Origin of the sequence: Streptomyces rhizoryzae (genome assembly GCF_023155275.1) — a bacterium.
Taxonomy (GTDB): Bacteria; Actinomycetota; Actinomycetes; order Streptomycetales; family Streptomycetaceae; genus Streptomyces; species Streptomyces rhizoryzae.
Genome location: NZ_JALMUV010000006.1, coordinates 56085 through 78236 on the forward strand (window position 1 = coordinate 56085; position 22152 = coordinate 78236).

Below are 22152 nucleotides of genomic sequence, written 5' to 3' on the forward strand. Positions count from 1 at the left end.
GATGGCCGCGCGGTGGCGTGCGGGAGCCGGGCCCCTTGCCGCGCCGGTGCCCCAGGGCGACCCCCTAGCCCGGCCGCACGCTCCCGTAGATCGGCATGGAGGAGATCGACTCCACCCGGACACTGGCGCCCGGGTGCGGCGCGTGGATCATCTCGCCGCCGCCGATGTACATCCCGACGTGGCTGATGTCGTTGAAGAAGAAGACCAGGTCACCGGGGTGGAGATCGCCGGTGGCGATCCGGGTGCCGACCTTGACCTGGTCCCAGGTGGTGCGCGGCAGATCGACCCCGGCCGCCTTCCACGCCGCCTGGGTCAGCCCCGAGCAGTCGTAGGAGTTCGGGCCGGTCGCGCCCCAGACGTACGGCTTGCCCATCTGGGCGCGGGCGAAGGCCAGCGCCTTCTGGGCCTTGGTGCCGTACGCCCCGTCCGCCGAGCCGCCGTCGGACGTACCGCCGCCGGAGCCCTGGCCGGCCCCGGCCCCGCCACCGGGGTGCTGCCGCTGCTTCTCGGCCTGCTGCCGGGCCAGCTCCTCGGCCTTGCGGCGGGCCTCCGCCTCCTTGCGGCGCTCCAGCTCGGCCAGCCGCGCCTTCTCCTGGGCGGTCAGCCGGGACAGCAGCTGCCGGGCCTCGGCCAGTTTGGTCTGGACGGACTGCTTGGTCTCCTTGAGCGTCGCCTGCGACTGCTGGAGGTCCTCCAGGCTGCGGGTCGCCTCGGCCCGCCGGCGGGTGGCCGCCGCGGCCTGCTCCTGATAGTCGGTGATCACCTGCTTCTGCCGGCCGGTCAGCCGCTCCATGAGGTGGTTGCGGTCGACGAACTGCTGCGGATCCTTGGCCAGCATCAGCTGGGCGGTCGGGTTGATCCCGCCGGACTGGTACTGCGCCGAGGCGAAGGCCCCCAGTCGGCGCCGGGACTCGTTCATCCGCTCCGCGCGCCGGGCCGCCTCGTCGAGCAGCCGGTCCACGGTGTGCTGCCGGCTCCGGGCCTCCTCCCCGGCGGCGTCGTATCTCTGGGTGGCCACCTCGGCCTCCCGGTAGAGGCCGTCGACCTTCCGCTTGACCTCCTCGACGGAGGGCCGGGGCGCCTCGGGGGCGGCGTTCGCGGTCTGCGACAGCAGGGTGACCGACGCCAGTGCGGCGGTGGTCAGCCCGGCCGCCGTACGACGGCCGCCGGGCGTGGCGAGTATGGGGGTGCGCGGCTTGCGATGGGACGCCAAGGCCGGCGACTCCTTCCCTGGACCGCTTACCGGGTTGCGAGGGGGGTCCCCCGGCCCGTTCAGGGCTGGCGGAGGGTTCGGGCGGTCGGTGCTGACGGAAGGCTTGCCCTACGGCCGGTGCGTCCGCGTGGCGGCGGTGCGTACCGGCCGATTCACCCCGGTGGTGCTGGTGGGTCCCCGGCTCCGGATGCCTGGCGGCAGGACCGGACTCGGCGGGGGCGGCCCGTGCGGACGCTGTCGTCCGCTGGGACGGCGGGCTGCCCGAGCGAGACCGTAGCCAACTCGTGTGGCTCCTGTGAAGGCCGGTGGTCGATATGCCCGAAACCTTTTCGTGACCGGATCGTGAGCGGCCCGCGGGTTTGCGCCCGGCGCCGCCACGTACCGCACGGACCGGCCCAGGACCGGGCAATCCGCCGCCGCGGGACCGGTTGTCAGTGCGGCGGCCTAGACTCGGTGGGCGATGAGCAGCCTCTTTGACGACAGCTTCCTGGCGGATCTCGGCCCCCCGGACGAGGAGCCCCCGCCGCCCCCCGAGGACGAGCACGGCCCGGCCCCGGAGGAGGTTCCCGCTGACCTCTTCGGCGGCAGGTTCGACGCGCCCGCGCCCAGGGAGCCGTACTACCGCGACGGTGCCGCCCGCCCGGTCCTGGACCCGGCGGCGCTCCTGGCCGGGCTCAACGACCAGCAGAAGGCCGCCGTGGTGCACAGCGGCGGCCCGCTGCTGATCGTCGCCGGCGCCGGCTCCGGCAAGACCCGGGTGCTCACCCACCGCATCGCCCACCTCCTCGCCGAGCGCCACGTCCACCCCGGCCAGATCCTCGCGATCACGTTCACCAACAAGGCCGCGGGCGAGATGAAGGAGCGCGTCGAGGAGCTGGTCGGCCCCCGCGCCAACGCCATGTGGGTCTCCACGTTCCACAGCGCCTGCGTGCGGATCCTGCGCCGGGAGTCCAAGAAGCTCGGCTTCACCTCGTCCTTCTCGATCTACGACGCGGCCGACTCCAAGCGCCTGATGGCCCTGGTCTGCCGCGATCTCGACCTGGACCCCAAGCGCTTCCCGCCCAAGTCGTTCAGCGCGAAGATCTCCAACCTCAAGAACGAGCTCATCGACGAGGAGACCTTCGCCGGGACGGCCGCCGACGGCTTCGAGAAGACCCTGGCCGAGGCGTACGCGATGTACCAGGCGCGGCTCCGCGAGGCCAACGCCCTGGACTTCGACGACATCATCATGACGACGGTCCACCTGCTCCAGGCGTTCCCGGACGTCGCCGAGCACTACCGCCGCCGCTTCCGTCACGTCCTCGTCGACGAGTACCAGGACACCAACCACGCCCAGTACACCCTCGTCCGCGAGCTGGTCGGCCCCGGCACCCCCGACACGCCCGCCGCCGAGCTGTGCGTGGTCGGTGACGCCGACCAGTCGATCTACGCCTTCCGCGGCGCGACGATCCGCAACATCCTCCAGTTCGAGGAGGACTACCCGGACGCCACCACGATCCTGCTGGAGCAGAACTACCGCTCCTCGCAGACCATCCTCTCCGCCGCCAACGCCGTCATCGAGCGCAACGAGAACCGCCGCCCCAAGAACCTCTGGACGGACGCCGGCGCCGGCCCCCGGATCACCGGCTACGTCGCCGACACCGAGCACGACGAGGCGCAGTTCGTCGCCGACGAGATCGACCGGCTCACCGACGCCGGCGACGCCAAGGCCGGCGACGTCGCGGTCTTCTACCGCACCAACGCCCAGTCCCGCGTCTTCGAGGAGATCTTCATCCGGGTCGGGCTGCCCTACAAGGTCGTCGGCGGGGTGCGCTTCTACGAGCGCAAAGAGGTCCGCGACATCCTGGCCTACCTCCGGGTGCTCGCCAACCCCGAGGACGCCGTCCCGCTGCGCCGGATCCTCAACGTCCCCAAGCGCGGTATCGGCGACCGCGCCGAGGCGATGATCGAGGCGCTGGCGCTGCGCGAGAAGATCACCTTCCCGCAGGCGCTGCGCCGGGTCGACGAGGCGTACGGCATGGCCGCCCGCTCCGCCAACGCCGTCAAGCGGTTCAACGCCCTGATGGAGGAGCTGCGCACGATCGTGGAGTCCGGGGCCGGCCCCGCCACGGTCCTGGAAGCCGTCATGGAGCGCACCGGCTATCTGGCCGAGCTCCAGTCCTCCACCGACCCCCAGGACGAGACCCGCATCGAGAACCTCCAGGAACTCGCCTCGGTGGCCCTGGAGTTCGAGCAGGAGCGCGACGAGGAGAACCCCGGCACGCTCGCCGAGTTCCTGGAGCAGGTCGCCCTGGTCGCCGACTCCGACCAGATCCCCGACGCGGACGACGAGGGCACCGGCGTGATCACGCTGATGACCCTGCACACCGCCAAGGGTCTGGAGTTCCCGGTGGTCTTCCTGACCGGCATGGAGGACGGCGTCTTCCCGCACATGCGCGCCCTCGGCCAGACCAAGGAGCTGGAGGAGGAGCGCCGGCTCGCCTACGTCGGCATCACCCGCGCCCGCGAGCGGCTCTACGTCACCCGCTCCACGATGCGCAGCGCCTGGGGCCAGCCCTCGTACAACCCGGCCTCCCGCTTCCTGGAGGAGATCCCGGACGAGTACGTGGAGTGGAAGCGGACCGGTCCGGCGACGCCCTCCGCGACCATGGGCGGCCTGTCGTCGGGCGGTTCGGGCGGTTCGGGCGGCGGGTTCGGCGGCGGCATCGGCGCCTCGCTGTCGTCGGCGCGGGCCAAGGGGCCGAGCGGCTTCGCGACCCGGCGCGCCAAGGACCGCCCGGTGGTCTCGCTGGCCATCGGCGACCGCGTCACCCACGACAGCTTCGGCCTGGGCACGGTCGTCGCGGTCAAGGGCAGCGGTGACAACGCCGAGGCGACCATCGACTTCGGCGGCGAGAAGCCCAAGCGCCTGCTGCTCCGGTACGCGCCGGTGGAGAAGCTCTAGGGGCCCCTGGGGGTGCCCGAGGGAGGCGCTGCGCGGCCCGCGCCCGGTGGGGCGGGGGCCCGCGGCTCTCCGGAGGTGCTCAGTACGGGTTCAGACCGTGCGAGCGCAGCCACGGGAGCGGGTCGACCGCCGCGCCGCCGCCCGGGCGCACCTCGAAGTGCAGGTGCGGGCCGGTGGAGTTCCCGGAGTCGCCGGAGTAGGCGATGGTGTCGCCGGCCTTGACCGTGCCGGACCGGATCCTGGTGCTGCTCAGGTGGCAGTACCACGTCTCGGTGCCGTCCGGCGCGGTCACGATCGCCATGTTGCCGTAGGCGGAGTTCCACTTGGTCCGGACGGTGCCGTCGGTGGCGGCCCTGACGGGGGTGCCGGTGTCGACCGGGAAGTCGATGCCGGTGTGCACCGACATCCAGTTCATCCCGGCCTGGCCGAAGAGCGCGCTCAGCCCGTGCTGGGTGACCGGCAGCACGAACTTGGGCCGCATCGCCTCCTTGCGGGCCGCCTCCTCCGCCTTGCGCTTGCGCTCCTGCTCCTGGCGCTCCTTGAGGTCCAGCCGCTCCTGGGTGCGGCTGGCCCGCTCGCGGAAGTCCTGGGCGCTGGCGCTGAGTCCGGCGAGCTGGGAGTCGAGCTTCTTGTTGGCCGCGGTGGTCCGCTTCGCGGCGCCGGCGTCCGGGGCGGTGTGCGCCGCCTCGTCCTTGGTGTCCCCGCCGAACTGGCTGACCGAGGCCGCGGCCGCGGCGCAGACGCCCATCGCGGCGACCGAGGGCACCGCGACGGTCAGCAGCGCCGACCGCTTGGCCTGGCGGCGCCGGCCCCGGCTGCCACCGCGGACCGCCTTGCCCGCCGCGGCTCCGCCGCTTCGCCGGGCGGCCGGGGCGGGCTCGTCCGGTACGGGTTCGTCCGGGACGGCGGTGATCGGCATCGCCTGGGTCATCGCGTCGGCGATCGACGCCGGGCCGGAACCGGAACCCTCGGCGGGGCCGGCGCCTTCCCGGCCGCCCTCCTGGTCCGCCCCGGCGAACGCGGCCGGCAGGGCGTCCCACACCACGGTGTCGTCCGCGGGCGGGCCGGCCTGGGCCGGGATGCCGGGGGCGAGGTCGGCCGGCAGGACCGGGGCGTCCGCGTAGTCCGTGGTCGACCAGACGGCGGTGGCCTCGTAACCGACCGGTTCCTGGAGGACGGTGGCGGCCGCCGCGAAGGCGGCGCCGTCGTGGGCCGGGGCGCCGTAGCCGGTGCCGTACGGGTCGGTGCCGTACGCCGCCGCGGGGTAACCCCCGGTGTCGTACGGGGCGGTGGCGCCGCTCCCGTCGCCGTACGCGGCCCCGGTGGCGCTTGCGTGGACGCCGGTGCCGTACGCCGCTCCGCCGCCGTCGTAACCGGTGTCCGGAGCGCCGAAGTCCGCGCCGGAGCCGCCGTCGTAGCCCGCGCCGCTCCCGTACGCCCCGGTGCCGTACGCCGCGCTGCCGTGGCCGGTGCCGTAGGCGGCCGTACCGTCGCCGCCGTAGCCGGGGCCGTCGTACGCCGGGGTGCCGTAGGCGGGGGCGTCGTAGGCGGTGTGCGCGTACGGGTCGTAGCCGGGGGCCCCGTAGGCGGCGGTGTCGTAGCCGGCGGTGTCGTAGGAGGGGGTGCCGTAGCCGGTGTCGTACCCGGTGGTGGGGTAACTGCCGGTGGCGTAGGCGTCGGTGGAGTGGCCGGCCGGGACGTAGGGGCCCTGGTCGTAGCCGCCGGGGTGCGCGCCGAAGAGGGGGTCGTCGTCGCCGTATGCCGGGGCGTGCGCCCGGGAGGCATCGGAAGCGGGGGCGGTCGGAAGCTGAGCCCCTGACGGGTGACGGTCGTCCACCAACTTCTCTTTCGCCTCGGCTGCAGGAGAATTAGCGGCGACTGTACCCGGCGGTACACGACGGCGACAATCTTCCCGGGGTTTCGGGCTCGGCGACGCCGGGCATCCGGGCGCTTTCGGGGTGTGCGCGAAACGGAATCTTGGCGGCACGTTCGAGGATCGTTCGACGTCGGGGCGCCGGGATGGCCCCCAAGTGGCCGTTCGGTGGCGGCAAATGAAAGGATCAGGCCACCGAGAGCGCACCTTGGCCGGAAATGGCCGCTTCCGGCGCGGCCAGCGCGGACCGGACGCCGGCCGCCACCGCGGCGTTGACCGGCAGCGCCAGATGCCCCACGCCGGCGATCCGGACGTTCACCGCGCGCAGGTCGGGATGGTCCAGGCGGGCGGCCGTGGCCGGCACCATCACCTGGTCCGCCTCGCTCCAGAACGCCACGAACCGCGTCCGGCAGTGCGGCGCCGGACGCGCCAACTCCGCGAGCACGGCGGAATCCGGGCGCATCTGGCGGACGAGCGGGTGGGCCGACAACAGGGGCGCGACGCGGGTGCCGGCATGCGGGGTGCCGAGCGTGACCAGCGTCCGGATCCGGGCGTCGCCGCCGTGCCGCTGCACGTAATAGCGGGCGATCAGGCCGCCCAGGCTGTGGCCGACGACATCCACCCGGCCGTGGCCGGTCCGGGCGCACAGCTCCTCCACATGGCGCCCCAGCAGCTCCGCGGCCCGGCGCAGATCGCAGGTCAGCAGGGAGTGGTTGAGCGCCTCGACGTGGCACCAGCCGTGGCGGAGCAGCGAGCGGCGCAGCAGGACGAAGACCGAGCGGTTGTCGGCGAAGCCGTGGAGCAGCAGCACCGGCGGGCGGGCGCGGCCCTCGGTGGGGAGCCGGGCCGGCGCACCGTCCGCCGGGGGCGCGGGCAGGGGCCGCTCCTGGGCGATACCCGTCGGATAGAGCGCCAGATGGGCGGCGAGCACCGCCAGATCGACCAGGGTGCTGCGGAGAAGGGATGCGGAGAGAACGGGCAGAGCCCCCATGGCCGACCTCCCGAACGGCATGCGGAAGGCGGCGGTGACCCCCGTATGCCCTCGCGGGAAGCCGTGAGCGGCGAGGGCGGTGCGGCGGCGGTCCCGCGCGGTGGCCCGGCTGCGACTTCCCGGGCGCCCGGCCCGCGCCCGCCGCGCCGGGCGGTCCCGGTGGCGGCGCGACACGCGGCACGCGGCGCGTGGTGAATGTGTCCCGTGTGTGATTTCCCCCTCGCCGGATGTCACGAAACGGCTGCGTACGGGATGCTGTAGATAACGTTCGTTCACGCTCGTGGCCGCCGGATCGCGGTGGCGCGACCGAATGTCGGCTCGGCGGCACCGCCTCGGGGGTGCCGCGCATGGCTTGGAGGCAGTGATGAGTGTGGCGCGGCAAGACGGGACGCAGGCGGAGGGCCAGGGCGCGGCGGGCCGGTCGGGGCCGATCCGGATCGTCGTCGCCAAGCCGGGACTCGACGGGCACGACCGGGGCGCCAAGGTCATCGCCCGGGCGCTGCGCGACGCCGGCATGGAAGTGATCTACACCGGGCTGCACCAGACGCCGGAGCAGATCGTCGACACCGCGATCCAGGAGGACGCCGACGCGATCGGGCTGTCCATCCTCTCCGGGGCGCACAACACCCTCTTCGCGAAGGTGCTCGCCCTCCTCCAGGAGCGCGACGCGGCGGACATCAAGGTCTTCGGCGGCGGCATCATCCCCGAGGCGGACATCGCCCCGCTGAAGGAACAGGGCGTCGCGGAGATCTTCACCCCGGGCGCGACCACCGCCGCGATCGTGGAGTGGGTCAACGCCCACGTCCGCCCGCTGGCGGTCTGACCGCGCCGCGCGGACCGTACGGCCGCCCGCCGCCCGGGGGCACCGGGCGGCCGGGGCGGTCATGACGGCTCCCCGGCCAGCTCGGCGTGCATGGCGGCGCGCAGCCGGAGGGTGCCCACCAGGCGCTGGAACGCCTCGGACCAGTAGCCGCCGGCGCCCGGGGAGGCGCCCTCGGGCTCGTCGGTGACCGCGGTGAGCATCTCCAGCCGGTCGGCCGCCGCCGGGTCCAGGCACCGCTCGGCCAGGCCCATCACCCCGCTGAAACTCCACGGATAGCTCCCGGCGTCCCGGGCGATGTCCAGCGCGTCGACCACCGCCCGGCCCAGCGGCTCGGACCAGGGGACGGCGCAGACCCCCAGCATCCGGAACGCGTCCGCCAGGCCGTGCACCGCGATGAACTCGGCCACCCACCGCGCCCGTTCGTCCCCCGGGAGCACGGTCAGCAGCTTCGTCAGATCCCGGGACGAGCCGGCCGGGGCCAGCTCGGCGGCGGCCTGGTCCGGGTCGCCCGGGGCACCCAGCAGCGCCCGCGCCCACGCGGCGTCCCGCTGGCGGACCGCCGCCCGGCACCAGGCGTCGTGCAGCTCCGTCCGCCGGTCGCCGGCCACCGGGAGCGCGACGATCTCCGCCGGGGTGCGGCCGCCGAGGTGGCCGGGCCAGCGGTCCAGCGGCGTCGCCGCCACCAACTGACCCAGCCACCAGGACCGTTCCCCCCGGCCCGAGGGCGGTCTCCCGGTGACGCCGTCCCGCTGCATCCCGGCGTCGCAGACCCGCGGCGGATCGACGGCGAGCGCCCCGGGGCCACCGGGGACCGGCCGGGACAGCCGGACGCAGGCCAGGCTGCGCGCGGCCATCCGCGCCCCGAGCGCGGAGCCGGGCAGCGCGGAGAGCAGCGCGGCGGCGGTGCCGCGGACGGTCCGGCTGCGGTCGGACAGCGCCTGCTCCAGGAACGGCTCGTCGGTCGCCGTCAGCGTCTCGCCCAGGCAGTCCAGGAACAGCATCCGGTCCTCGGCGCGCTCGGTCGCCCAGGTGGTGGCGAGCAGCTCCAGACCGGCTTGCGGGTCGCGGCGGCGCACCGCGGTCAGCAGGGCCACCCGCTCGGCGAACAGGCCCTCCTCCCACCGCCGCCGCACCGCCTCGGGGGCGGTGCCGTCCGGGAGCGCCAACGGGCCGGCGGTGCCGCGGAGGGCGAACTTCCAGTCGTCGTTGAGCCGGGCCAGCCACAGGCCGCGGGGGCCCGCCAGGGCGAGCGCGGCGGGGCGCAGGTCCGTCCGGGCCCGGGCGACGTCCAGCAGCGCGGGGAGCAGCGCCTCGGGGGCGCGGTAGCCGTGCGTGCCGGCGGCGGCCAGCCACTGGGGGAGCAGTTCGGTGAGATCGGGGTCGGTGCCGCGCCGGCCCTCGGCCCCCGGGCCGCGGTCGGCGAGCAGCAGTGCCAGCCGGCGCCGGGCGGCGGGCGGCAGCGCGGGGCGCGGGTCTGCGGGGGCCGGGGCGGGCCGTTCACCGGCCGGCGCGGGGCGCAGTGCGGCGCGCCGCCGCAGGGTGCTCACCGCCGCGGCGTCCAGCAGCGCCGCCGCGGGGCTCTGCCCGGGCCGCACGGCCACCGGCGGGGTGCGCCGCCCGGTGCCGAGGAGCGCGGCCCGCACCAGCTCGGGCCAGGGAGCGGGGTGGGGCGCGGCCGGGGCGGCGGACGGTGTGGGAGGGGTGAGTGCGGGGGCCGGTGTGGGTGGTGTGGTCGCGGATGTGGTCGTCATGCACTGCCTCCGGGCGAGGGTGAGGGTGCGGGTGAGGTGGGGTCGGGGACGGGAAGGGAGTGCGGAGACGGCGGCCCCGGAGGTCACGGGGAGAGCGGCACCGGTGCGGGATCCCACACCGTGAGCGGCAGGAAACCCCGGTGGCCGCACTCGCCGAAGACCGTGACCGGCGCGCCGCCCGATAGGGAGACCAGCTGCCACAGCGCCGCACGGCCCAGGCGGCGCCGGTCCAGCGGGAGCGCCGACTCGCCGTCCGCGTCGGCCAGTTGCCAGCCGCCGTCCGGCCCGCCGGGCAGGGGCGTGACGTCCGTGAGGACCACCGGCCAGGAGTCCAGCCAGGGGTCCTCGCGCAGCGCGTGCCCGTACGCGGCCAGGGCGGCGTCGATCCCGCAGCCGGACGGGACCGGGCCCGGGGCCGCCGGGGCGTGCCGGGCACCGAGGGCGGCGCGCAGGGGCCGGGCTCCGGGGTAGTAGGCCAGCTCGGCGTCGAGCAGCACGCCGGGCGGCAGGGACACGTCCAGGGGGCGGTGCGGGCCGCCGTAGGAGAGGTGCAGGGCCATCCGGCCCGTCCGCTCCCCGCGCAGGTAGATCCGGCGGGCGGTCAACGGCCCTTCCGCGCCGTCCCGTTGGGCGAGCACCAGCCAGCGGTCCCGGACCGTCACGGTGTCCGGCCCGGACAGGACGTCCGCGGCCTCCGTGGTCAGGCCGACGCGGCTCCGGACCGTCGCCGCGAGCGCGGCCGGGAGTCGCTCGACGTCCAGGAAGCCCTGGTCGAGGAGGTGCAGCAGGGCGCACCCCTCCAGGAGGCGGGACGGCCAGTCCGGCCCGGAGCCGGCCACCGACCCCAACTCCCGTGCCCGGGCGGCGAGTCCGGGTGCCTGGGCGTCGACCATGCGGGCGGCGGTCTCGTCCCACGCGCCGGCGCTCCCGGCCCCGCCCGGGCCGGAGCCGTCCCCGTCCGTGCGGAGCGCCGCGGAGAGGCCGGTGTGCAGCAGGTCCTCCAGCCGCTGCTCCAACTCCGTGGCGCCGGCCGCGATCCGCTCCAGCCGCCGCTCGGCCCGCCGCCGCGCGGCGGCGGACTGGCGCCGTTCGGGCGGTGGGGGTGGTTCGTTCGCCTTGGGCGGCCGGGCTGGTTCAGGCGGCTGAGCCGGCCGGTTCGCCTTGTGTGGTTCCTGTCGTTCGGGCGCTGTCATGTCGTCCCCCCTGCGGATTCCCGTCGAGCCCGGCCGTGCGCTGCCCGTCCCGGCGCGCGGGCCGGTCCGGCCGGCGTGCCGACCGGTTTCGGATTTCCTGTCATCGACGCTACGGCCGACCACTGACAATCGCCCTGCGCGGCGGCGTACGCACAGGTCAGATGTGGTTTTCGGGGCGTTGTCAGTGGTCTGGTGCAGGCTTGGAAACGCAAGCGGCCGGCGGGAGTTCGCGGGGTGCCGGCCGCGCATCGTGCGACGAGGGGGAAGCATGACCGAGAACGGCACCACGACGGCGGACGGCGCGCGCGACGCGGCCGGGGAGGCCCTGCGGCCGCACGCCGAAGTCGCCTTCGCGCAGGAGCTGGCGGCCCTCGCGGCGGCCGACGACCGGCCGCGGCCCGCGCGCTGGCGGCTCTCACCGTGGGCGGTCGCGACGTACCTGCTCGGCGGCACGCTCGCCGACGGCACGGTCATCACGCCCAAGTACGTCGGCCCCCGGCGGCTCGTCGAGGTCGCGGTGGCCACCCTCGCCACGGACCGCGCGCTGCTGCTGCTCGGTGTGCCCGGCACCGCCAAGACGTGGGTGTCGGAGCATCTGGCGGCGGCGGTCAGCGGCGACTCCACACTGCTGGTGCAGGGCACCGCCGGCACGCCCGAGGAAGCCATCCGCTACGGCTGGAACTACGCCCAGCTGCTCGCCCACGGCCCCAGTCGGGACGCCCTGGTGCCCGGCCCGGTGATGCGGGCGATGGCCGAGGGGATGACCGCCCGGGTCGAGGAGCTGACCCGGATCCCGGCCGACGTCCAGGACACCCTCATCACCCTCCTGTCGGAGAAGACCCTGCCGATACCGGAGCTGGGCCAGGAGGTGCAGGCGGTCCGCGGCTTCAACGTGATCGCCACCGCCAACGACCGCGACCGCGGGGTCAACGACCTCTCCAGCGCCCTCCGCCGCCGCTTCAACACCGTCGTCCTGCCGCTGCCCGCCACCCCCGAGGAGGAGGTGGACATCGTCGCCCGCCGGGTCGAGCAGATCGGGCACGGCCTCCACCTCCCGCCCGCGCCCCGGGGGATGGACGAGATCCGGCGGGTGGTCACGGTCTTCCGGGAGCTGCGGGACGGGGGCACCGCCGACGGCCGCACCAAGCTCAAGTCCCCGTCCGGGACGCTCTCCACCGCCGAGGCCATCTCGGTGGTCACCAGCGGCCTCGCGCTCGCCGCCCACTTCGGGGACGGGGTGCTGCGCCCCGCCGACCTGGCGGCCGGGCTGCTCGGCGCGGTGGTCCGCGACCCGGCCGCCGACCGGGTCGTCTGGCAGGAGTATCTGGAGACCGTGGTCCGGGAGCGCGACGGCTGGCAGGACTTCTACCGCGCCTGCCGGGAGGTGAGCGGATGAACGGGGCGAGCGGGGCCGGGCCGGTGCTGCTCGGGGTGCGGCACCACGGACCCGGATCGGCGCGGGCGGTACGGGCCGCCCTGGAGCGGTGCGCGCCCAGTGCGGTGCTCATCGAGGGGCCCCCGGAGGCGGACGAGCTGGTGCCGCTGGCCGCGCAGGAGGACATGCGGCCGCCGGTGGCCCTGCTGGCCCATGCCGTGGACGACCCGGGGCGGGCCGCGTTCTGGCCGCTGGCGGCGTTCTCCCCGGAGTGGGTGGCGCTGCGCTGGGCCCTGGAGCACGGGGTTCCGGTGCGCTTCATCGACCTGCCGGCGGCCCATACGTTGGCCATGACGGCCCCGGAGAGCGAGCCGGGGACCGGGCCGGCGCCGGAGACGCGGCCGGGGACGGGGCGAGGCATGGAGGCGGCTGCGGGGGCGGCCGGGGAGGGGGAGGGCGGCGCGTCCGGCGCGTCCGGCTCGGGGGAGCGCACGGACCCGTCGGGGACGGCCCCGTCCCGGACGGATGCGCCCCGTACGGACGCGCTCCGCGTGGACCCGCTGCGGGCGCTGGCCGAGGCCGCCGGTCACGGCGACCCCGAGCGCTGGTGGGAGGACGTGATCGAGCACCGCGGAGCCGGCGGCGACAGACCGAACGGTGACGGGCCGAACGGCGACGGGGCGGGCGGTGACGGGGCGGACGCGCTGGCCCCGTTCGCCGCGCTCGCCGAAGCGATGGCGGAGCTGCGGGCGGTGTACGGTGACGGCGGCCACCCCCATGACGCGCTGCGCGAGGCCCATATGCGGCTCCGACTGCACGCCGCCCGGCGGGAGTTCGGGGACCGGGTCGCCGTGGTCTGCGGCGCCTGGCACGTCCCCGCGCTGGCCGGCCGGCGCACGGTCACCGCCGACCGGCAGCTCCTGAAGGGCCTGCCCAAGGTCAGGACGGCGCTGACCTGGGTGCCCTGGACGCACCGGCGGCTGGCCCGGCGCAGCGGCTACGGCGCCGGCATCGCCTCCCCCGGCTGGTACGGCCACCTCTTCGAGGCCCCCGACCGCCCTGTGGAGCGCTGGCTGACCAAGGCCGCGCGGCTGCTCCGCGACGAGGACTACCCGGTCTCGTCCGCCCACGTCATCGAGGCGGTACGGCTCGCCGAGGGGCTCGCCGCGGTCCGCGACCGCCCGCTGCCCGGCCTCGCCGAACTCAACGACGCGGTACGGGCCGTGATGAGCGCCGGATCCGACGTACCGCTGGCGCTCATCCACGACCGGCTGGTGGTCGGCGACGCCCTGGGCCGAGTGCCGGAGGGGGCCCCGGCCGTCCCGCTCCAGCGCGACCTCGACCGCATCCGGCGCACGCTGCGGCTCACACCGGAAGCGGGTGAGCGCCAGGTGGAGCTGGACCTGCGCAAGGAGACCGACACCGCACGCAGCCACCTCCTGCACCGGCTGCGGCTGCTGGACATCCCCTGGGGCGAGCCCGCCCGCTCCCGGGCCGGCACCGGCACCTTCCGGGAGACCTGGCGGCTGCGCTGGGAGCCGGAACTGGCGGTGCGGGTCGCGGAGGCCGGCATCTGGGGCACCACGGTGCTCGGCGCGGCCACCACCAAGGCCGCCGCGGACGCCCTGGCGGCCACCGCCCTCGCGGACGTCACCGCGCTCGCCGAGCGCTGCCTGCGCGCCGCGCTCCCCGCCGCGCTGCCGGTGGTGATGCGGGCCCTGGCCGACCGCGCCGCCCTGGACGCGGACGTCGGCCACCTGGCCCACGCGCTGCCCGCACTGGTCCGCGCGGTGCGCTACGGGGACGTCCGGGGCACCGACGCCGCGGCGCTGCGCGCGGTGGCCCTCGGCCTGGCCGACCGGATCTTCGTCGGCCTGCCCCCGGCCTGCACCGGCCTGGACGCGGACGGCGCCGCCGAGCTGCGCCGCCACCTCGACGCCACCCACGGGGCCGTCGCCCTCCTCGCCCAGGCGACGGAGGGCCAGGCGGAGCCCGTCCCGCACCGGCCGGCCGGTGGAGCAGCGGCTGAGCCACTGCGGGAGCGGTGGGCGGCAGTGCTCGGGACGCTCGCGGGGCGGGACACCGTCCCCGGGCTGCTGCGCGGCCGGGCCGCCCGACTCCTGCTGGACGGCGGCCGGTTGGCGGACGGCGGTGCGGAGCGGCTGATGGCCCAGGCCCTCTCGCCCGGTAACCGGCCCACCGATGCCGCCGGGTGGATCGAGGGTTTCGTCGGCGGCCCGGACGGGGGCCTGCTGCTGGTCCACGACGAACGGCTGCTGGCCCTGGTGGACGGCTGGCTGACCGGCGTCCCGGACGCCGCGTTCACCGACGTCCTGCCACTGCTGCGGCGCACCTTCGCGGAGTACGACGCCGGGGCGCGGCGCACCCTCGGCGAACTGGTCCGCCGAGGCCCCGTGGGCGCGCCCGACCACCGGGGGGCCGGTTCCGCGGACGCCGCGGCGCCCGGCTTCGGCCCCGGCCTGGACCGCGACCGCGCCGCCGCCGTCCTCCCCACCCTCCACCTCCTGCTGGGCATACCCCAGCACGGTTACGAGGAAGGGGACCCCGCTCCCGGGCCCGCCCCTGGGCCCGGGCCGTCGGGCGCCGGCCGGGGAGAGGGGCACGGCAGCCCTCAGGACAACGGGGGCGGAGACGGAGCCACGGCGGGCCCGCCAGCGATGGCGGTACCGCAAACCAACAGACGAACGGGGGCGGGCCGATGACGACCACGGGCGGGCCGGAGACAACCACAGGCGGGCCGGAGGCGACCGCAGGAAGGCCGACGACCACCACGGCAGCCCGCGCCGCGGGGGGCGCCGAGGGCGCGGAGCGGTTGCGGCGCTGGCGGCTGGTGCTGGGCGGGGCCGGCGCGGACGGCACCGGAGGCGAACTCCGCGGCCGCGACGCCGCGATGGACGGCGCCCTGGAGGCGCTCTACGGCCGGCGGCCGCAGCAGCGCCCCGGCCGCGGCCCGCGCGACGGCGGCAGCCGGGCGGCCGGCCTCGGCGCGTCCGCGCCCCAGGTGGCGCGCTGGCTCGGCGACATCCGGACGTACTTCCCGTCCCCCGTCGTGCAGGTGATGCAGCGGGACGCCATCCACCGCCTCGGCCTGGCCACCCTGCTGCTGGAACCGGAGATGCTCGCGGCCGTCGAACCCGACGTCCACCTGGTCGGCACCCTGCTCTCCCTGAACAAGATGCTGCCGGACACCACCCGGGAGACCGCCCGCGCCGTCGTCCGCAAGGTCGTCACCGACCTGGAGAACCGGCTGGCCACCCGCACCCGCGCCGTCCTCACCGGCGCACTGGACCGCGCCGCGCGGACCGCCCGCCCCCGCCACCGCGCCATCGACTGGGACCGCACCATCCGCGCCAACCTCCGCCACTACCTCCCCGACCACGGCACCGTCGTCCCCGAACGGCTCATCGGATACGCCCGCGCCGACCGCACCGTGCGGAAGGACGTGGTGCTCTGCATCGACCAGTCCGGGTCGATGGCCGCCTCCGTGGTGTACGCCTCGGTGTTCGGCGCGGTCCTGGCGTCCGTACGCGCCCTGAAGACCCGGCTGGTCGTCTTCGACACCGCCGTCACCGACCTGACGGAGCACCTGACCGACCCGGTGGACGTGCTGTTCGGCACCCAGCTCGGCGGCGGTACGGACATCAACCGCGCGCTGGCCTACTGCCAGCAGCGGATCGACCGCCCCGCCGACACCGTCGTCGTCCTCATCAGCGACCTCTACGAGGGCGGCATCCGCGACGAGATGCTCAAACGGGTCGCCGCGATGCAGGCGTCCGGAGTGCGGTTCGTGACCCTGCTCGCGCTCTCCGACGACGGTGCCCCGGCCTACGACCGCGAGCACGCGGCGGCCCTCGCCGCCCTCGGGATACCGGCGTTCGCCTGTACGCCCGACCGTTTCCCGGAGGTGATGGCCGCCGCGTTGGAGAAAAGGCCGCTACCCATACCGGACATGGCGGAGCAACGGTGACAGGAAGCCCGGCGGGACTTGCATGGCACCTGGCGGGTCGTGCAAGGATCAGGGCATCGCTCGATCACCCGTGACGCGCGCGACACCGAGGCACTGTGCCCGGCTGTCCCCGTCCCTCTGGGAAGGTCCCCTCGTGCCTGCTGTGTTCGTCCTGCCTGCCGCCGTGCGCCTGCCGCGCACCGTGGCCGCGCGGCGCGCACTGCTGGCGGGGCTCTTCCTGATCGGCTTCGTCCTCCTCGGCTTCGCGTTCGGCACCGGCGCACACGCCGCCGACCGGACGCCCGCCGGCGGCCACCCGGCCGCACCCGCCCTGACCGGGGCCGACACCCCGGCCCACGCCACCGCCCCGCAGGACACCGGCCCGCTGCCGGAGTCCGGGGACACACCGGCGCGGCAGGGCGCGGCGGACGGCACCGCACTCACCCGCCGGGCGGACGCCGCCGCGGCCACGGTCGAGGACGCGGTGCGCCCCGCCGAGCAGGCCGCCGCGCCGGTCACCGGCCGGCTGACCGGCCCGGTGGACGACGTGACCGGCACGGTCGGGCGGATCGGCGGCATCGGGGACCGGATCGGCGGCGCGCTGCCCGTCCACCTCCCCGCCGGCACCCACCCGGGACGGCCCGGCGACGGCGGTACGCCCGCACACGGCGGCGCACCCGGTGACGCCCGGCCGGGTCAGGGGACGGCGGTGCCGGGCTCCGGCCCGTCCGCACCGCACCTGTTCCGCCCGGCGCACTGCACCTCCGTGGTGCACCACCCGGCTGCCGCGCAGCCCCGGCCCGCCGCGGTCACGCAGCGGGACGCCGGCCACCACGGCCTGCCGGGCCCGTGCCCGCAGGGCCCCGCCGCACCCGCCCCGCACACCGCGGGCGACGGCCACGGCCCCCGCGGCGGCGACCAGCACGCCGCCGCCACGGCGGACCTCCCGCGCTTCCGGCTCCTGCCCGGTGGCGTCCGTACGGCCGACGGCGCCCCGACGCGCCGCCGCGCCGAAGAAATCCTCGAATTCCCCGGCTAGGGCAGACCGCACTCCGCGTCTGACAAGACCTGCCACGCGGGGGTGGCACAGGTCTGCCCGTTGAACCTCCCGAATTCGAAGGACATCACCCATCATGCGCTCGAACATCCGCCGTTCCATCGCCGTCGCCGCCACCGCCACCGGCCTGTGGGCCCTGGGCTCCGTCGCCGCCAACGCCGCCGAACTGCCCGCCACCCCGGACCTGCCCGCGGTCGGCACGGTCACCGGCGCCGCCCAGCACCTGCCCACCGGCGCGGTCACCGGCACCGTCCAGAAGACCGCCGGCACCGTCACCTCGACGGTGAACGGCGTGGCCGGCAAGGCGACCGGGACCCTCGGCGGCGGCGTCACGGCCGGTCAGCTGCCCACCGGCGGGCTGCCGCAGGCCGGCGGTGTGGTGGACGGCGTGCGCCACCTCGTCGACGGTGCCGGGCTGCCGGCCCTGAACACCGGTGACGTGCAGAAGGCCGCCGACGCCAAGCAGGCCGCCAAGACCGTCAAGAAGGTCACCAAGGCCGCCGGGAAGGCCGACCTGGGCAAGGCCGGCAAGCTGGTGAACGGCGGACTGCCGGCCGCGCCGAAGCTGCCCGCCGTCCCCGGTGTGCCGACCGCCGGGCTGCCCGGCGGCCTGCCGAAGGGCCTGCCCGGTGTGCCGGCGCTGCCGAAGGTGCCCGCTCTGCCGAAGGCGCCCGGCTCGGCCGACAACCTGCTGGCCGGTCTCGCGGGTGCGGGGCTGCGTCCCGAGCAGCTGACCAAGCAGGCCCAGGGCGCGCTGGCCACCGCCCGCCCGGTGGCGGACCGCACCGCCGCCGATGTGCTGCCGCCGGTCGCCGGCCGGACGGTCGCGAAGGTCCTGCCGGTCGCCCAGGGCGCGGTCGGCGACGCCGGTGCGCTCGCCGGTGACGCGGCGCGCCAGGCCACGCCGTTCGTGTCGGTCGTCAACGGCCGGGTGCAGCTGTTCGTCGAGAGCGCCAAGGGCGCGGCGGTGCCGTTCGCGCAGGGTGTCGCCGGGCACGCCACGGAGCTGGCGCAGGGCGTGGGCAGCGACGCCGTGCCGTTCGCGCAGGGCCTGGCCACCGTCGTGGTGGCCGACGCCAAGGGCACCGCGGTGACCACCGCCGCCGGTGCGCAGAGCCTGGCCCCGACCGGCATCGTCCCCTCGCTCCCGTCCGTCCCGTCCGTGCCCTCGGCCCCGTCGATCCCCTCCGTTCCCTCCGTTCCCTCCGTCCCCGCCGTCCCGTCGGTCCCGTCGGTGCCTGCCGTCCCGGCCGTGCCCGCCAACCTGGCCGACCTGACCAACGCCGCCAACGTGCCGGCGCTGCCCGCCCTGCCGGTCCAGGGCCTCTGAACCGTCCGGCCGCCAGCACGGTGCGCGGCGGTCCGCAGGTCACGGCGGTGACGTGCGGCCGGTGCCACCGTGACGCCGGATGAGGCGGACGAGGTGATGTGGGGATCACCTCGACCCGCCCCGTGAAAAACGCCGGGTGGTCCTCTGTGGGGGAGGGCCACCCGGCTTTTTCCGTAGGGGGGAGGGGAACGGATCCCTTAGGGGGCGCGAGGCCCCCCTGCGGGTCCACAACGACGGCGGGGCGGGGGGTATTCCGGGAGGGGGCTCGTCTCCAGACGGATTGGTGGCCTGAATGCCCCGCCGCATCAGGGTAATTGCGGAGTTGGTCGCTGAACCTGGCGCTCCGCCGCCGGAATTGGGAAGGCCGAGGCGACCCGGCCCCAGGCGGCGCCCCCGGTTCAAGCCGTCGCATCCTTGCTGTGGGAGCCGAGGCTGCGTTGCCAGGGAGCGTACGGCCTGTGGTGGGCCTCCTGCCGTGGCCTCCGCGTCGGCGCCCGCCTTGGCGCCCGGGGGCGATCACCGTGACCGGCCCGCCGTGAGAAGCCGGTGATCCGGGCCGGTTGGTTCAGCAGTCCGCGCCGGGTGTGGCCGAGGGGTGCGGGGCGCCGGGAGCGTCACGGTGTGGGGCGCTGCGGCGGCTGCCGGGAGGAACTTCGGTGGAGGCGCCGGGGAGGTCGTAGAGCGTATGCGTCGGCATTTCCCTCGCCGGTCACTTCAAAGTGCCGACGATTAATCGAGAAAGGCCGGGAGCGGGTGCGGAAGGGGCGGTGACCGGGCCCGTGCTGCGCCCCCTCGGCCACTCCTCAGGGCCTCGCCCGCCGCTCCCCGAGCGCTCCGCATCGGCAGCCGGTGCGGGAGGACCCGTTCTCCGTGTTCGCCATGCTCTCCGTGTGGTCCGCACGATCTGCGTGGTCCTGTCCGTACGGGAGGGAGACGGCCCCGTGTGTCCGTCCGGCGGCTCGGGGCTGCTCGTGCGCGAGGCGGCAACCCGGCTTCCACCACGGCGAGTTGAAGCGGCGCATGGGTTTCCGGGCGCCTCCGTGGAGAACTGTGCGCGCCCTCGGCGCCGTCTCCCCCGGCGGAGGACCCCCGCCCTGGCGCGCCCCGGCGGGCCGGGGGGCCGGGGGCCGGGGGCCGGATCGGGGCGTACGGCGCGATCGGCGCGACCGGTGTGTTCGGCGCCCGAACGGCGCATGGCGGGGGTGTGCACGGCGGGTGGCGGGGGAGCGGCGCCCGGGGGTGTCCGGTCCTGGGAAATACTTCCGGCGCGCCGTCGCGGCCCTGCGGAAAAGTGGCGGCGGAGTAAGTTGGCCAATAGATCTGTGACAGTAATCACCGCCGGAGTGTGATCTGCGATTTAGGGACGCATGTCCACCGGCGATACCCTGCGAGACGGACATGCCGCGTATCCGGTCACCGTGTATACGCCTCCCCTGTGACAGCGCCGTCACGTTGCCCTTCGCGGCACGCCCATCGCAGACGAACGAACCGCGATCACTACGGCGATTCTGAGAAGACAAGGGACGGACGCGCGTGGACCTGTTCGAGTACCAGGCGAGGGACCTCTTCGCCAAGCACGGTGTACCGGTGCTGGCCGGTGAAGTCATCGACACGCCTGAGGCGGCGCGCGAGGTGACCGAGCGGCTGGGGGGCCGGTCTGTCGTCAAGGCGCAGGTCAAGGTCGGCGGCCGCGGCAAGGCCGGCGGCGTCAAGCTGGCCGACAGCCCGGACGACGCGGTCGAGAAGTCGCGCCAGATCCTGGGCATGGACATCAAGGGCCACACGGTCCACAAGGTGATGATCGCGGAGACGGCCCCCGAGATCGCCGAGGAGTACTACGTCTCCTACCTCCTCGACCGCACCAACCGCACCTTCCTGGCCATGGCCTCCGTCGAGGGCGGCATGGACATCGAGGAGGTCGCCGCCACCAAGCCGGAGGCCCTCGCGAAGGTCCCGGTCGACGCCAACGAGGGTGTGACCAAGGAGAAGGCCCAGGAGATCGTCGCCCAGGCGAAGTTCCCGGCCGAGGTCGCCGACAAGGTCGCCGACGTCCTGGTCACCCTGTGGCAGACCTTCATCAAGGAGGACGCCCTCCTGGTCGAGGTCAACCCGCTGGCGAAGGTCGCCTCCGGTGACGTCCTCGCCCTGGACGGCAAGGTCTCCCTGGACGCCAACGCCGAGTTCCGGCAGCCGGAGCACGCGGCCCTGGAGGACAAGGCGGCGGCCAACCCGCTCGAGGCCGCGGCCAAGGCCAAGGGCCTGAACTACGTCAAGCTCGACGGCCAGGTCGGCATCATCGGCAACGGCGCGGGCCTGGTCATGAGCACCCTGGACGTCGTCGCCTACGCCGGTGAGAAGCACGGCGGCGTCAAGCCCGCCAACTTCCTCGACATCGGCGGCGGCGCCTCCGCCGAGGTCATGGCGAACGGCCTGGAGATCATCCTCGGCGACCCGGACGTGAAGTCGGTGTTCGTCAACGTCTTCGGCGGCATCACCGCGTGCGACGAGGTCGCCAACGGCATCGTGCAGGCCCTGGAGCTGCTCAAGTCCAAGGGCGAGAACGTCACCAAGCCGCTGGTCGTCCGCCTCGACGGCAACAACGCGGAGCTGGGTCGCAAGATCCTCTCGGACGCCAACCACCCGCTGGTGCAGCGCGTGGACACGATGGACGGTGCGGCCGACAAGGCCGCCGAGCTGGCCGCGGCCAAGTAAGGGACGAGGGACAACCACAGCCATGGCTATCTTCCTCAACAAGGACTCCAAGGTCATCGTCCAGGGCATGACCGGTGCCACGGGCATGAAGCACACCAAGCTCATGCTCGGCGACGGCACGAACATCGTCGGTGGCGTGAACCCCCGCAAGGCCGGCACCTCCGTCGACTTCGACGGCACCGAGGTCCCGGTCTTCGGCTCCGTCAAGGAGGCGATGGAGAAGACGGGCGCCAACGTCTCCGTCCTCTTCGTCCCGCCGGCCTTCGCCAAGGCCGCCGTCGTCGAGGCCATCGACGCCGAGATCCCGCTGGCCGTCGTGATCACCGAGGGCATCGCGGTGCACGACTCCGCCGCCTTCTGGGCCTACGCCAAGGCCAAGGGCAACAAGACCCGGATCATCGGCCCGAACTGCCCCGGCCTGATCACCCCCGGCCAGTCCAACGCCGGCATCATCCCGGGCGACATCACCAAGCCCGGCCGCATCGGCCTGGTGTCGAAGTCCGGCACGCTGACCTACCAGATGATGTACGAGCTGCGCGACATCGGCTTCTCGTCGGCGGTCGGCATCGGCGGTGACCCGGTCATCGGCACCACCCACATCGACGCCCTCAAGGCGTTCCAGGACGACCCGGACACCGACCTGATCGTCATGATCGGTGAGATCGGCGGCGACGCCGAGGAGCGGGCGGCCGACTTCATCAAGGAGCACGTGACCAAGCCGGTCGTCGGCTACGTCGCGGGCTTCACCGCCCCCGAGGGCAAGACCATGGGCCACGCCGGCGCCATCGTCTCCGGCTCGTCCGGCACCGCCCAGGCGAAGAAGGAGGCCCTGGAGGCCGCGGGCGTGAAGGTCGGCAAGACCCCGTCCGAGACCGCGCTGCTGGCCCGGGAGATCCTGGCCGGCTGACGCCGCACCGTCCGGC

General features: G+C 75.0%; 14 protein-coding genes. 9 read left to right on the forward strand and 5 right to left on the reverse strand.

Annotation, left to right across the window (positions count from 1 at the left end; genetic code table 11):
* Nucleotides 1-64: 64 nt before the first annotated feature.
* Nucleotides 65-1213, reverse strand: coding sequence for a C40 family peptidase (locus MUU72_RS07425; RefSeq protein WP_248012328.1), 1149 nt, complete (start codon nucleotides 1211-1213; stop codon nucleotides 65-67).
* A gap of 460 nt (nucleotides 1214-1673) precedes the next feature.
* Between MUU72_RS07425 and pcrA the strand changes: the two genes are divergently transcribed.
* Entirely contained in the window at nucleotides 1674-4157 is a 2484-nt protein-coding gene (gene pcrA / locus MUU72_RS07430; RefSeq protein ID WP_248012329.1) for a DNA helicase PcrA, read from the forward strand.
* Nucleotides 4158-4236: 79 nt separating this feature from the next.
* Here pcrA and MUU72_RS07435 read toward each other — a convergent pair whose 3' ends face one another.
* Together MUU72_RS07435 and MUU72_RS07440 are read right to left on the reverse strand one after the other, a co-directional pair.
* Nucleotides 4237-5994, reverse strand: coding sequence for a M23 family metallopeptidase (locus MUU72_RS07435; RefSeq protein ID WP_248012330.1), 1758 nt, complete (start codon nucleotides 5992-5994; stop codon nucleotides 4237-4239).
* A 223-nt stretch (nucleotides 5995-6217) separates the two neighbouring features.
* A complete protein-coding gene (locus MUU72_RS07440; protein WP_248012331.1) occupies nucleotides 6218-7021 on the reverse strand; it encodes an esterase/lipase family protein in 804 nt (267 codons plus the stop codon).
* A 364-nt stretch (nucleotides 7022-7385) separates the two neighbouring features.
* Between MUU72_RS07440 and MUU72_RS07445 the strand changes: the two genes are divergently transcribed.
* A complete protein-coding gene (locus MUU72_RS07445; protein ID WP_248012332.1) occupies nucleotides 7386-7844 on the forward strand; it encodes a cobalamin B12-binding domain-containing protein in 459 nt (152 codons plus the stop codon).
* A 59-nt stretch (nucleotides 7845-7903) separates the two neighbouring features.
* Here MUU72_RS07445 and MUU72_RS07450 read toward each other — a convergent pair whose 3' ends face one another.
* Both MUU72_RS07450 and MUU72_RS07455 read right to left on the reverse strand, forming a co-directional pair.
* Nucleotides 7904-9595 carry a DUF5691 domain-containing protein gene (locus tag MUU72_RS07450; RefSeq protein ID WP_248012333.1) on the reverse strand — a complete coding sequence of 564 codons (1692 nt, stop codon included), beginning with the start codon at nucleotides 9593-9595 and terminating at the stop codon, nucleotides 7904-7906.
* An 83-nt stretch (nucleotides 9596-9678) separates the two neighbouring features.
* Entirely contained in the window at nucleotides 9679-10788 is a 1110-nt protein-coding gene (locus MUU72_RS07455) for an SWIM zinc finger family protein (RefSeq protein WP_282503783.1), read from the reverse strand.
* 268 nt (nucleotides 10789-11056) lie between these two features.
* Between MUU72_RS07455 and MUU72_RS07460 the strand changes: the two genes are divergently transcribed.
* The 7 genes from MUU72_RS07460 (at nucleotide 11057) to sucD (ending at nucleotide 22136) form a co-directional block, all read left to right on the forward strand.
* The gene (locus tag MUU72_RS07460; protein WP_248012335.1) at nucleotides 11057-12184 is read left to right on the forward strand and encodes an ATP-binding protein; all 1128 of its coding nucleotides are present in this window, start codon (nucleotides 11057-11059) and stop codon (nucleotides 12182-12184) included.
* A complete protein-coding gene (locus MUU72_RS07465) occupies nucleotides 12181-14886 on the forward strand; it encodes a DUF5682 family protein (RefSeq protein ID WP_248012336.1) in 2706 nt (901 codons plus the stop codon). Before MUU72_RS07460 ends, MUU72_RS07465 begins: the two co-directional genes overlap by 4 nt.
* Entirely contained in the window at nucleotides 14883-16151 is a 1269-nt protein-coding gene (locus tag MUU72_RS07470) for a VWA domain-containing protein (protein WP_248012337.1), read from the forward strand. The genes MUU72_RS07465 and MUU72_RS07470 overlap by 4 nt, the downstream gene beginning before the upstream one ends.
* Before the next feature lie 133 nt (nucleotides 16152-16284).
* Nucleotides 16285-17169 carry a hypothetical protein gene (locus MUU72_RS07475; protein ID WP_248012338.1) on the forward strand — a complete coding sequence of 295 codons (885 nt, stop codon included), beginning with the start codon at nucleotides 16285-16287 and terminating at the stop codon, nucleotides 17167-17169.
* 94 nt (nucleotides 17170-17263) lie between these two features.
* Entirely contained in the window at nucleotides 17264-18517 is a 1254-nt protein-coding gene (locus tag MUU72_RS07480; RefSeq protein WP_248012339.1) for a hypothetical protein, read from the forward strand.
* 1533 nt (nucleotides 18518-20050) lie between these two features.
* Entirely contained in the window at nucleotides 20051-21229 is a 1179-nt protein-coding gene (gene sucC, locus MUU72_RS07485; protein ID WP_248012340.1) for an ADP-forming succinate--CoA ligase subunit beta, read from the forward strand.
* Between the two features lie 22 nt (nucleotides 21230-21251).
* The gene (sucD, locus tag MUU72_RS07490; protein ID WP_066983485.1) at nucleotides 21252-22136 is read left to right on the forward strand and encodes a succinate--CoA ligase subunit alpha; all 885 of its coding nucleotides are present in this window, start codon (nucleotides 21252-21254) and stop codon (nucleotides 22134-22136) included.
* The last annotated feature ends 16 nt before the right edge of the window (nucleotides 22137-22152 follow it).

Bases quoted from the DNA above. Each gene is read 5' to 3' on its own strand.
- pcrA (WP_248012329.1), top strand. From the start codon at position 1,674: ATGAGCAGCCTCTTTGACGACAGCTTCCTGGCGGATCTCGGCCCCCCG.
- MUU72_RS07440 (WP_248012331.1), bottom strand. From the start codon at position 7,021: ATGGGGGCTCTGCCCGTTCTCTCCGCATCCCTTCTCCGCAGCACCCTG.
- MUU72_RS07445 (WP_248012332.1), top strand. From the start codon at position 7,386: ATGAGTGTGGCGCGGCAAGACGGGACGCAGGCGGAGGGCCAGGGCGCG.
- MUU72_RS07450 (WP_248012333.1), bottom strand. From the start codon at position 9,595: ATGACGACCACATCCGCGACCACACCACCCACACCGGCCCCCGCACTC.
- MUU72_RS07455 (WP_282503783.1), bottom strand. From the start codon at position 10,788: ATGACAGCGCCCGAACGACAGGAACCACACAAGGCGAACCGGCCGGCT.
- MUU72_RS07460 (WP_248012335.1), top strand. From the start codon at position 11,057: ATGACCGAGAACGGCACCACGACGGCGGACGGCGCGCGCGACGCGGCC.
- MUU72_RS07465 (WP_248012336.1), top strand. From the start codon at position 12,181: ATGAACGGGGCGAGCGGGGCCGGGCCGGTGCTGCTCGGGGTGCGGCAC.
- MUU72_RS07470 (WP_248012337.1), top strand. From the start codon at position 14,883: ATGACGACCACGGGCGGGCCGGAGACAACCACAGGCGGGCCGGAGGCG.
- MUU72_RS07480 (WP_248012339.1), top strand. From the start codon at position 17,264: ATGCGCTCGAACATCCGCCGTTCCATCGCCGTCGCCGCCACCGCCACC.
- sucD (WP_066983485.1), top strand. From the start codon at position 21,252: ATGGCTATCTTCCTCAACAAGGACTCCAAGGTCATCGTCCAGGGCATG.